Annotated in this window: 10 protein-coding genes; 6 read left to right on the forward strand and 4 right to left on the reverse strand. The window is 61.4% G+C overall.

Translation table 11 applies throughout. The annotated features are described in order from the left end of the window. Positions 1 to 78: 78 nt before the first annotated feature. The 3 genes from I2I05_RS00605 to I2I05_RS21720 all read right to left on the reverse strand — a co-directional run bounded on the left by I2I05_RS00605 (position 79) and on the right by I2I05_RS21720 (position 4,920). A complete protein-coding gene (locus I2I05_RS00605) occupies positions 79 to 1,896 on the reverse strand; it encodes a CocE/NonD family hydrolase (protein ID WP_196280280.1) in 1,818 nt (605 codons plus the stop codon). Between the two features lie 182 nt (positions 1,897 to 2,078). Next, positions 2,079 to 4,349, reverse strand: coding sequence for a transferrin receptor-like dimerization domain-containing protein (locus tag I2I05_RS00610; protein ID WP_196280281.1), 2,271 nt, complete (start codon positions 4,347 to 4,349; stop codon positions 2,079 to 2,081). 190 nt (positions 4,350 to 4,539) lie between these two features. Then, positions 4,540 to 4,920 carry a dodecin family protein gene (locus tag I2I05_RS21720; RefSeq protein WP_230688060.1) on the reverse strand — a complete coding sequence of 127 codons (381 nt, stop codon included), beginning with the start codon at positions 4,918 to 4,920 and terminating at the stop codon, positions 4,540 to 4,542. A gap of 202 nt (positions 4,921 to 5,122) precedes the next feature. Between I2I05_RS21720 and fumC the strand changes: the two genes are divergently transcribed. The 6 genes from fumC to I2I05_RS00645 all read left to right on the forward strand — a co-directional run bounded on the left by fumC (position 5,123) and on the right by I2I05_RS00645 (position 9,592). Next, positions 5,123 to 6,517: a class II fumarate hydratase gene (gene fumC / locus I2I05_RS00620; RefSeq protein ID WP_196280282.1), complete on the forward strand. Its 1,395-nt coding sequence runs from the start codon at positions 5,123 to 5,125 to the stop codon at positions 6,515 to 6,517. A 186-nt stretch (positions 6,518 to 6,703) separates the two neighbouring features. After that, the gene (locus tag I2I05_RS00625; RefSeq protein WP_196280283.1) at positions 6,704 to 7,297 is read left to right on the forward strand and encodes a GNAT family N-acetyltransferase; all 594 of its coding nucleotides are present in this window, start codon (positions 6,704 to 6,706) and stop codon (positions 7,295 to 7,297) included. Further along, complete coding sequence (locus tag I2I05_RS00630) at positions 7,290 to 7,703, forward strand: diacylglycerol kinase family protein (protein ID WP_317192290.1); 414 nt, start codon at positions 7,290 to 7,292, stop codon at positions 7,701 to 7,703. Before I2I05_RS00625 ends, I2I05_RS00630 begins: the two co-directional genes overlap by 8 nt. Before the next feature lie 133 nt (positions 7,704 to 7,836). Next, complete coding sequence (locus I2I05_RS00635; protein WP_196280284.1) at positions 7,837 to 8,298, forward strand: DUF6970 domain-containing protein; 462 nt, start codon at positions 7,837 to 7,839, stop codon at positions 8,296 to 8,298. Positions 8,299 to 8,390: 92 nt separating this feature from the next. After that, positions 8,391 to 8,888, forward strand: coding sequence for a DinB family protein (locus tag I2I05_RS00640; RefSeq protein WP_196280285.1), 498 nt, complete (start codon positions 8,391 to 8,393; stop codon positions 8,886 to 8,888). A gap of 83 nt (positions 8,889 to 8,971) precedes the next feature. Further along, positions 8,972 to 9,592, forward strand: coding sequence for a thioredoxin family protein (locus tag I2I05_RS00645; protein ID WP_196280286.1), 621 nt, complete (start codon positions 8,972 to 8,974; stop codon positions 9,590 to 9,592). An 85-nt stretch (positions 9,593 to 9,677) separates the two neighbouring features. Here I2I05_RS00645 and I2I05_RS00650 read toward each other — a convergent pair whose 3' ends face one another. Continuing rightward, positions 9,678 to 10,523: a DUF4382 domain-containing protein gene (locus I2I05_RS00650; RefSeq protein ID WP_196280287.1), complete on the reverse strand. Its 846-nt coding sequence runs from the start codon at positions 10,521 to 10,523 to the stop codon at positions 9,678 to 9,680. Between the last annotated feature and the right edge of the window lie 69 nt (positions 10,524 to 10,592).

Below are 10,592 nucleotides of genomic sequence, written 5' to 3' on the forward strand. Positions count from 1 at the left end.
CTACCGGGGAAAAAAGTAACAATTAGAAAGACGATTTAGTATTCAATAGGAGGGGCCGGCGCTGTTCTGAGAATTCGGCTAGCGCGCCGCGGTGCCCAACGGCTTTTTCACGATGGGCAGTTCCAGCGCGCTGGGATGCTGGGCGTCGTGGTAGACACTGATGACGGCGGTGCGGGCGTCCTTGCCGGATTCGGCCGTGGGGTTGCCGCCGCCGTTGTAGTTGCGGGCCGAGGCCATGGGGTTGGGCGTGGTGAGCACCAGCCGGAGCCGGCTGCCGCGCTTGACGGTGCGCGAAAAAAACATGAAGGTGTCGAAGGTATAGCGGTTCACGGCGCCGGGCTTTACCAGGCGTGCTTCCCGCAACGACTCGCGGTAGCGGGCCCGCTTCACGTCGGTGGTCAGGTAGATGCTGCTGCCATCGGGGCGAATTTCGTACACGCCCACTTCCAGGTCGGTATCGGGCACGTTCAGGGCCAGCCACGCGCTGAACTTGAGCTGCCCGGTGATTTCGGTGTCCTCCGCGAAGGGCGCGCTTTGGTATATCAGCCCCTTGTCGGCCAGCGCCACCACGGCGTGCTGGTCCAGGTAATACTCCGCGCTGCCAGTGGTGTCGTTAATGAACGAGTTATCCAACGGGTTGTTGGTGAAGGTATCCGGGTTGGATTTGCCCGTGGGTTTCGCAGCGCTGAGGCTCCCGGCCTGGAACACATCGTGGCCCTGGCCCGGCATAGAACTCAAGTAAAACAGCTGCTTTTGGTTGGCTAGGGTTTCGAGGTCGTCGGCATATTTCCAGGTTTCCTGGCCCATCACGTAGCAGGCCACGCGCTTTTGCAAGAAGCTGGGCTTGGGGCCACTTTTCATGGTCCAGTCGTACCACTCTTTGTGCAGCTTATTGAGGTCGAGCAAGGCGGCGGGGCTGAATTTCAGGCCGCCCAAGGCGCCCACCGGCGTGCGCGTGCCGGGGTGGTTGTAGGGGCCCATCACGAGGTAGTGGTTCTGCTTGGCGGTGGCGCTGCCGTGCTGCATGTGCTGGCGGTAGTAGCCCAAGGCCCCAAACTGGTCGCCATCGAAATGGCCCGTGATGGTGAGAATGGGAATATTGAGCTGCTGGTATTGCGTGGCGTTGGGCACCAGGGCATCCCAGTAGGCATCGGCGGCGGGGTGCTTCAGCCAGGTTTGGAAGGCGGTGGTGGGGTTGCCCACCAGGCTGTCGAGGCGCTGAAAGGGCAGGTGGTGCTCGTACATCGTCACGAAATTCTGCCGCCAGAAGCCGTAGTCGCCAAACAGCTTGTCGTTGCCGGTATTGCCGCTGGTGTAGCTCAGCCACTGCATGGTGTAGGGTGTAATCATGTTGTTGCGGGCCGGGAAATCGAGGCCGGGGTACACGCTGGCGGCAGGAACCATGGTGGTGAGGTGCGGCGGCAGTTCCTTGGCCGTGCTCCACTGGTCGAAACCGGCGTAGGAACCGCCCCACATGGCCACTTTGCCATTGCACCAGGGCTGTTTGGCCAGCCATTCCACCACATCGTAGCCGTCGCGGCCCTCGTTCTCAAACGGCGCAAATTTGCCTTCTGAATTGCCCCGGCCGCGCACGTCCACCAGCACGTACACGTAGCCGTGGCGGGCAAAATACATGGCTCGGTCCTGGTAGGCATCGCCTACATAAGGCGTGAATGTGAAGATGACCGGCAGCGGCTGCGCCATCACGCGCGGCTTAAATACGGTGCCGTTGAGCTTCACGCCGTCGCGCACCGGGATTTTCTGGCCCCAGATGAAGGTGACGGCCTTGGCGTCGGAATTGGTTTTCGCCGGGGTAGCGGCGTTGGCAGAAGGTTGGGCCTGTGCAAAAGCGGGTAGCACCAGCAGCAGCAGGAGAAAGAGGAAAGATTTGGTCATGAAAGGGGGAAGGAGTGGGGGTTGGGGGGAAAGTGGCGTTTTAATAATCGTATGTCATGCAGAGCACAGCGAAGCATCTCGCTCGGGGAGTAATCCAATTCGACAGGATTAGTGGTAGCACGCGAGATGCTTCGCGGCGCTCTGCATGACGTTCTTTCAGCAAATCATTTATGCCTTGTTGCTCACTGCGCCGGGGCCGGCGCGGCTACGGCGGCGGCACGGCTCACCTGCGCGGAAAACCGTTCCACGGCCGCGGCGGTGCGCTTAATCTGCTCGTCGGCTTCGGCCCATTTGCGTTCTTCCACGGCTTCGCGGATGCCGGGCAGGGTTTTCACGCCGTAGCCGGTGTAGAAGCCGGGGGCGTAAATCTGGTGGCGGTACCAGGGGCGGCGGGGGAGGCCTTCGGCGCTCAGTAATTGCTGCTCAGCTTGGTAGAGCAATTGGTCCAGTTCCTTCTTGCGGTCGTTGGAAAGGCTCGTGTTGGTTTTGCGGGCCTGGGCGTAAGCGTTGGCGCTTTGCTCCAGCTTGAGCAAGGCATTATCGAGCGGCGCGAAGTTGAGGTAGGGCACAGCTTCCCGGGCCTTGGGCGGGAGCAGGGTTTCGGTGGGGTCGGCCACGGCTTCGTAGCGCTTCTCGGCGAGAAGCTTGGCCTGCTTGTCGGTTTCGGTGCGCATGTTGTCGGTGAGGAGCTTCACCTCGGTGCCGTACTTGGCCACGGTGTTGGAGAAGTTCTGGAACTCGAAGGGCAGCACGTCGGCATTGACTAAGCGCAATGAAGCCCGGCCCATGGTTTGGGCCAACACCTTGCAGTAGGCAAAATTGGGGTCCTTGAAGCGGGTGAAGTGGTCGAAGGAATCGTAGATGGAGTGGTACTCGCCGCCTTCGCCCTCGCCGCCAAAACCCACGTTCATCGACGGGATGCCGAGGTGCTGGATGTAGGGCGAATAATCGGAGCCAGCGCCCAGCGCGGCAATGCGCAGGTCGGCGCGGTCGCGGGCGTCTTTCTGGGCTTCGGGGTTGCCATTTATCAGGTCAAAGGCCCGGCGCCGGTCGTTAATGGACATGTTCTTTTCGGGGTCGATGACGTCGCGGCCCACTTGGTTAAAGAACTTTTCGAGCGTGTGCGAGCCCGCGGCGAAGAGAAAGCCCCGCTCGCTGTTGTCGGTATTCAGGTACGCTACCACGTTCTTCTGCAGCTGTTTGGCGTTGGTCTCGGCCCATTCGGTGGAGCCCAGCAGGCCGGGCTCCTCGCCGTCCCAGGCGCAGAACATGAGCGTGCGCTTGGGCCGCCAGCCGGTTTTGTACAGCTCGCCGATGGCGCGGGCTTCTTCCAGCTCCGCCACCATGCCGGAGAGCGGGTCGCTGGCGCCGTTCACCCAAGCGTCGTGGTGGTTGCCGCGCATCACCCACTGTTCGGGGTAGAGGCTGCCTTTCATCGTGGCAATGACGTTGTAGACCGGCTCATTTTTCCAGTTGAATTCCAACTTCAAATGCACCTTGGCCGGCCCCGGGCCTAGGTGGTAGGGGATGGGCAGGCCACCGCGCCAGGCATCCGGCGCCATCGGGCCAGCCAGGGCCGCCAGCAGGGGCTGGGCATCGCCGTAGGAAATGGGCAATACCGGGATTTGGGTGAGCGTTGGGGCCTTTTTGTAGTCAAGACGCTTGGCGTTTTTGGTGGAGCCGTAGCCGGGCGTGAGCGGGTCGCCGGGGTAGGTGGGCATGTCGAGCACGGAGCCGCGCTGGGCGCCGGTTTCGGGCTTGAACGCGCCTTTGGGGTACACGTCGCCCTGGCCGTAGCCGTCGTCTTTGGGGTCGGAGTAAATCAGGCAGCCGATGGCGCCTTTTTCAGCCGCCACTTTGGGCTTGATGCCGCGCCAGGAGCCGCCGTATTTGGCGATGACGATTTTGCCCTTCACGTCGATGCCGCGGCGCTCCAGCTCCTCGTAGTCGCGGGGCACGCCGTAGTTCACAAACACCAGCTCGGCGGTCACGTCGCCGTCTTTCGAGAAGCAGTTATAGGTGGGCAGCTGCTCGGCGGTTTGGCCGGAAGTGGCGTCTTCGGCCAGCGGCTTTTCCGTGAGGCCGGCTTTGAATGGGGTAGGGGCCACCATTTCCAGCAGCCGCAGCTTGGGCGTGGGAAACAGCACGTACGACACGTCGATGCGGGTTTCATAGCCCCAGGACTTGAACAGGCCGGCCATAAAATCGGCGTTGTCCTTGCCGTGCGGCGAGCCCACGTGGTGGGGCCGGGAGGCCATCCGCTTCATCCAATCCCGCAGGTTGTCGGTTTTGAGTTGGGCGTCGAATTTCGTTTCGAGCTGGTACTGGGCAGTGGCCGCGGCGGCGTCAAACCCCAGCAGCGGCTTGGGTTCGGCCGGGGCAGTTTGGGCGAAGGCGGGGGCACTCAGCAGCAGGCTGGCCGTGAGGAAGTAAGCGTAGCGTTTTAGCTTCATATTCCTTGCAGAAAATGGGCGGGCAGCTGTTAAAACCAACCGCCCGGTGAATCTGCGAAAGGTAGCGCAAATCAGATACTTCCGGCTAACTGCTTTTGACCTTTTACTAACTTCTCAAAAGCCAAAACGCCGCGCCGCGCCACAATGGAGCAGCGCGGCGCTAGCGGGTCCGCAAGGAGCCAATAATTCTCTAGCCGCTGTAACCGCCGCCGCTCTCGGGCTCGGTGGCGCTGCCGCCGGGCTCTACTTCGCGGGGCAGTTCGGGCTCGGTTTTGATGGCCACGTGGCTGTAGTCGGGCGCGCCGTTGCCGGCGGGCTCGGGGGCTTCGGCGAAGGTGCGCTCAATGTCCGACATGTCGAATTCGGCCACCGGCGTGCCAAAACTCACCTTGGCCGTGATGCGGTACTCCACAATGCGGTTGTCGCGCACCTTGCAGCTTTGGTCTTTGATGAAGACCGACGAAATATTGGGAATAGACGCGCTGACGCTTTGCACGGCGCGCTGCACGGCGTCTTCAAAACTCTTCTCGGACGAGGCGAGGACTTCAATAACTTGTTTGATGGAGGACATGGGGCAGGGTGATGTGGAAATGTGTTGGTGGTAGCGCTTCCGGAGCTTTTTCGTTTCCGGCGCTGCCGCTGTGTACGCGCCAAGCCATTTGGCGGCTATTTCGGTTAGAATAAAAGCTGCCGTTCGGCCGCGCTGTACTTTTGCGCACCGGGCTGGCTTTCACCAGCGCCTCAACCCTTCTCTTAATCAGCACAACCAACCAATGGATTTCCGTACCGAAAAGGACACCATGGGCACCGTGCAGGTGCCAGCTACCGCCTATTGGGGCGCGCAAACGCAGCGTTCCATCGAGAATTTCCCCATTGCCCAGGACATCAACAAGATGCCCAAGGAAATCATCGCCGCCTTCGCCTACCTGAAGAAAGCCGCTGCCCTCACCAACCGCGACGCCGGCGTGCTGCCCGCCGACAAGGCCGAGCTGATTGGCAAAGTGTGCGACGAAATTCTGGCCGGCCAGCTGGCGGATTCGTTCCCTTTGGTGGTGTGGCAAACCGGCTCGGGCACGCAGAGCAACATGAACCTGAACGAGGTGATTGCCTACCGCGGCCACGTGCTGCAAGGCGGCCAGCTCACGGACGAGAAGAAGGCGCTGGCCCCGAACGACGACGTGAATAAGAGCCAGAGCTCGAACGACACCTTCCCAACGGCCATGCACATCGCGGCCTACAAAATCCTGAAGGAAACCACCGTTCCCGGCATCGAGAAGCTGCGCGACGCGCTGAAAGCCAAGTCGGAGGAGTTCATGGACATCGTGAAAATCGGCCGCACCCACTTCATGGACGCCACGCCCCTCACCTTGGGCCAGGAGTTTTCGGGCTACGTCTCGCAGCTCGACCACGGCCTGCGCGCCATCAACAACACCTTCGCGCACCTGAGCGAATTGGCGCTCGGCGGCACGGCCGTGGGCACGGGCATCAACACCCCGCCCAACTACTCGGTGAACGTGGCCCAGCACATTGCCGACCTCACCGGCCTGCCCTTCATCACGGCCGAAAACAAATTTGAGGCCCTGGCCGCCCACGATGCCATCGTGGAAGCCCACGGCGCCCTGAAAACGGTAGCCGTGAGCTTAATGAAAATTGCCAACGACATCCGCATGCTCAGCTCCGGCCCGCGCGCTGGCATCGGCGAAATCGACATTCCGGACAACGAGCCCGGCTCGAGCATCATGCCCGGCAAAGTGAACCCCACGCAGTGCGAGGCCATGACCATGGTAGCGGCCCAGGTGATGGGCAACGACGTGGCCATCACCGTCGGCGGCTCGATGGGCCACTTCGAGCTGAACGTGTTCAAGCCGATGATGATTTACAACTTCCTGCACTCCGCCCGCCTCATCGGCGACGTGTGCGTGAGCTTCACCGACAAGTGCGCCTCGGGCATCAAGCCCATCAAAGCCAACATCAAAAAGCACGTTGACAGCAGCCTGATGCTCGTGACGGCCCTCAATCCGCACATCGGCTACTACAAAGCCGCCGAAATTGCCCAAACCGCCCACAAAAACGGCTCAACCTTGAAGGAAACCGCCCTCCAGCTGGGCTACCTGACCGAAGCCGAGTTTGACGAGTGGCTGAAACCTGAGGAAATGGTGGGCCGGTAGATACACTCGCTTTCCTCTCAACTCAAGCCCGTCATGCTGAGCGCAGCCGAAGCATCTCGCGTGTGGTAGTAATCCCAGTCGATTGGATTTGCTACCACACGCGAAATGCCTCGGCTGCGCTCAGCATGACGTTTTATTTAGGAAACCGCTGAGCGGCTTTTCTTTTTTACCAGCATCTTTGCCCCGATGGATTTCTCTGCGAACGTCGTTCTCGAAAACAACCGCGCCCGCCTTCGGCCCTTGGAAATTGGCGATTACGAAGCCCTCAAAGCCGTGGCTTTTGAGGAGGTGCTCTGGCGCTACACCCTCACCCGCGGCGATGACGCGGTGAGCCTGGCTGCCTACATCCGCCAAGCGCTGGAGGCGCGGGAGCAGGGGCTGCGCTACCCGTTCGTCATCGTCGACCGGAAAACGGGCGCCGTGGCCGGTAGCACCAGCTACTACAACGTAGTGCCGGCCGACCAGCGCCTGAGCATCGGCTACACCTGGGTGGGCACGGCGTTTCAGCGCTCGGGGCTGAACCGTGCGGCCAAGCATTTGCTGCTCAGCCACGCCTTTGGGCAGCTGGGCTACGAGCGGGTGGAGCTGGAAACGGACTCCCGCAACGAGAAGTCCCGCACCGCCATGGCCCGCATGGGCGCCACCGAGGAAGGCACCCTGCGCAGCCACCGGCCCACGCAGGGCGGCATTCGGCGAGACACGGTCATTTTCAGCATCATCAGGTCGGAGTGGTCGGAGCTACGGCAGTCGGTATTTCAGGAATTTGAACCCCGTGGCTGAGCCCGCTCCCCCTACTTCGCAACGGCTGCGCCCGCCCGATGGGCTATGGCGCCGGCGCGTGGCCAGCTTCGGGCACGCCTTCCGGGGCGTGTGGGCGGCATTGCGCTCTGAAGTGCACCTGCAATTTCACGCCTTGGCCACGGTGGTGGTGATTGGGCTAGGGTTTTATTGTAACCTAACCCGGCTGGAATGGGCGCTGGTGGCCCTAGCCATCGCCAGCGTGTGGGCCGCCGAACTGGTAAACACCGCCATTGAAGCCCTCACCGATTTGGCTTCGCCGGCCTACCATCCGTTGGCGGGCAAGGCCAAGGACGTGGCGGCGGGGGCCGTGCTGCTGGCGGCTCTGGGGGCGCTGGTGGTGGGAGCGTTGGTGTTTGGGCCGCATGTGCTTGCCGGCCGCCAGTAGCCCGTTCAGCGTAGAAGAGCCGCGGGCAAAGCCAACGAAATGAAGCAGAAAAACCAACTCATTGGATAAGCCCGGCGTAAAGCAGGCGGAAGTGCGGCGCGGCCTGACTGTTGATTTGATTAATTCCCTTGAAATGAAAAATCTGCTCGCCTTAGCCCTTTGCGCTCTGCTCGCCTCGGCCTGTGCCCACAACCAAGTGAGCGTGACCACACCCACCACGCCGCCCACCACCGGGTACGCGAGCGGCCCCGACACACCTGCCCCCACCAGCGCCAATACCGTGGACCCCGTGCCGGCCCGCGTGGCCGTATCCGATACCACCGCGCGCCCAGCTTGGCTGAAAGCGCGCATTGCCGCCGTGCTGAGCGAACGCAAGCGCAACCCCATTACCCGCATTCTGAGCTACAGCTACGGCGGCCAAACGGTGTACTACCAATCGGCACCGTGTTGCGACCAATATTCGCAGGTATTTGACTCACAGGGCCGCTTGGTGTGCCAGCCCGATGGCGGCATTACGGGCAAGGGCGACGGCAAGTGCCCCGATTTCGAAAAAAACAAAGCCAACGAAAAACTGGTCTGGCAAGACCCCCGCTAAGAGTAACGGAGTAGCGCAGAACTAAAGAGTAGGTTTCTTTTCTGTTTTCTGCACTCACTTGGTTACTCAGTCAATCAGTCATTTTTTAAATTATGAATACGCTAGAAAAACTCGGTGCTTTCAACGTGTGGGCCAATACCACGGTGCTCAAGCGCCTCGACGAAGTGGCCGCTACTGGCCAGGAAATCCCGCCCGTGGTGCTGCGCCTGTTCAGCCACGTGCTCAATGCCCAAGCCATCTGGATTTCGCGCATCGGCGGCACAGCCAGCCCCGTGAAAGTGTGGCAGGAGCACGACTTGGCCACGTGCCACCAACTGCACCAGCAAACTTCTGAACCCCTGCACCAACTGATGGTGCAGGCCGATGAAACGGAGTTGCAGCGCCTGATTTCCTACACCAATTCGCTGGGTGACAGCTACGACAGCATGGTGCACGATATCCTGACCCACGCCGTGGTACACGCCAGCTACCACCGCGCCCAAGTGGCCACCCGCCTGCGCGACCACGGCTTCGAGCCCGTCAATTCCGATTTTATTACGTACTGCCGCGAGTTGTCGGCGGCCGCCAAGCAGGCCGTGCCGAGCTTGTAAAGCAGCTACTTTGTGGTCTCGAAAACCCTTCCCAACCCGGAAGGGTTTTTTAGGGGCTTTTCCCACCGAAGCTCCGCCGTTTTATGTCCGAAATCCTTTCATCCCTTCCCGTCATCGCCCCGGAACGCCTCCGCAGCGCTTATTCCTACGCGGCTTACCGGCAGCTTCTCGACGAATTGATGGCCCAAAACCGCACCACGGGGCCCAACCAAAGCGAGCAGCTTGTCCACTACGCGCACCTCAACATCACGCGTATGCAGCGTCTGGACAAGACCATCCAGCTGCTGCCCGAACTGCAGCAGGTGCTCGCGCAACTGCCGCAGCACTACGTGTGGCTGGTGATTACCGAAGGCTGGTGCGGCGACGCCGCCCAGCTGGTGCCCGTGCTCGAAGCCATTGCCCGGTCCAGCCACAGCAAGCTCACCACGCGCTACGTGCTGCGCGATGAAAACTTCGACCTCATGGACCGCTACCTCACCCACGGCGGCCGTTCCATTCCCAAGCTCGTCGTGCTCCACGCCGACACCCTCACCGAAGCCGCTACGTGGGGCCCGCGCCCCGCGCCGGCGCAGGAACTGTTCACGCGCCTCAAGCACGAAGGCGTACCCTACCAGGAATTCGCGACGCAGCTACACGGCTGGTACGCCAAAGACCGCACCCTCAGCACCCAGCGCGAACTTTTGGCCCTGCTGCAGCGGCTGTAAAGCCTTCTTTCAGCGAAGCCATAACAACCAAAAAGCCCCAACCTCGCGCGAGGTTGGGGCTTTTTGGTTGTTATGGCTTCGCTGATTAGTTGAGCGCCGTGGTGCCCAGGTCCGTGACGTTGTCGTTGGTAACCACCACGCCGGTGCGGACGACATTGGTGTAAGCAGCTTGGCCGGTAGGGGCCGTGGTGCTGGGGAAGAACTCCACGCGGTAGGTACCGGCGGCCAGGCCACCGAGCTGGTAGGCGCCCGACGCATCGGCCGACGTGCTAACCGTATCAGGACCGAGAATGGTGGAGCGAATGGCCAAAATCTGGGGCAGGGCCGCCGCCGGGTTCACCGTGCCGCGAATGCCGGCGCGCAAGCCCTGCGCCACCACCCGAATCACGGGCTTGAGCAGGTAGCGCTCTTTTTTGTCGTTGCCGGGGCTCCAGTTGCCGCGCTCCACAATGGACTTGGCCACGTCGAAATCGAGCAGCAGCTGGAAGGTTTCACGCTCGCGCAGGGTGGCTTTGTTCAGCTTCAGTTTCACGCCGGAAGTTTGGCCGCTGGGGGTTTTGAGGTCGTAGCGCTGGCCATCGCGGCCAATCACATAGCTATCGGGGCCGAGGATGAGGCGAATTTCCTTGAGGTCGCCGGGGGCGAAATCCTCGCTAACCAGCAGCGCCGACTTGCCGTTGACGTACTCCAGCACGTTGATGGCCTGGGGCGTGAAGGTCAGCATTTTCCAGCCATCCGGGTCGTTTTCCTCTTTCAGATGCACTTCTACCTGGCGCACGTCCAGCACCACGCTACGGAAATTGCCGGGGGCGTCCGTGAGGCGCACTTCGAGCTTGGACGTTTCGGCTCCGTTCGAATCAGAATCTTTGGAGCAGCTAGCCAGGCCCAAGAGCGCAACGCAAGCCAGGGGAAATAGACGAGTAATCTTCATGAGGAAACGGATGAGGTTAATCAAGTGGTCGTGAAACGGCCCACCTAGGCCGTTGGTTGCCGGCCCGGG

It is taken from the genome of Hymenobacter jeongseonensis (genome assembly GCF_015694725.1).
GTDB lineage: Bacteria > Bacteroidota > Bacteroidia > Cytophagales > Hymenobacteraceae > Hymenobacter > Hymenobacter jeongseonensis.

What these genes read in the sequence shown, in the direction of transcription:
- I2I05_RS00605 (WP_196280280.1), bottom strand. Translation starts at nt 1,896, where the DNA reads ATGACCAAATCTTTCCTCTTTCTCCTGCTGCTGCTGGTGCTACCCGCT.
- I2I05_RS00610 (WP_196280281.1), bottom strand. Translation starts at nt 4,349, where the DNA reads ATGAAGCTAAAACGCTACGCTTACTTCCTCACGGCCAGCCTGCTGCTG.
- I2I05_RS21720 (WP_230688060.1), bottom strand. Translation starts at nt 4,920, where the DNA reads ATGTCCTCCATCAAACAAGTTATTGAAGTCCTCGCCTCGTCCGAGAAG.
- fumC (WP_196280282.1), top strand. Translation starts at nt 5,123, where the DNA reads ATGGATTTCCGTACCGAAAAGGACACCATGGGCACCGTGCAGGTGCCA.
- I2I05_RS00625 (WP_196280283.1), top strand. Translation starts at nt 6,704, where the DNA reads ATGGATTTCTCTGCGAACGTCGTTCTCGAAAACAACCGCGCCCGCCTT.
- I2I05_RS00635 (WP_196280284.1), top strand. Translation starts at nt 7,837, where the DNA reads ATGAAAAATCTGCTCGCCTTAGCCCTTTGCGCTCTGCTCGCCTCGGCC.
- I2I05_RS00640 (WP_196280285.1), top strand. Translation starts at nt 8,391, where the DNA reads ATGAATACGCTAGAAAAACTCGGTGCTTTCAACGTGTGGGCCAATACC.
- I2I05_RS00645 (WP_196280286.1), top strand. Translation starts at nt 8,972, where the DNA reads ATGTCCGAAATCCTTTCATCCCTTCCCGTCATCGCCCCGGAACGCCTC.
- I2I05_RS00650 (WP_196280287.1), bottom strand. Translation starts at nt 10,523, where the DNA reads ATGAAGATTACTCGTCTATTTCCCCTGGCTTGCGTTGCGCTCTTGGGC.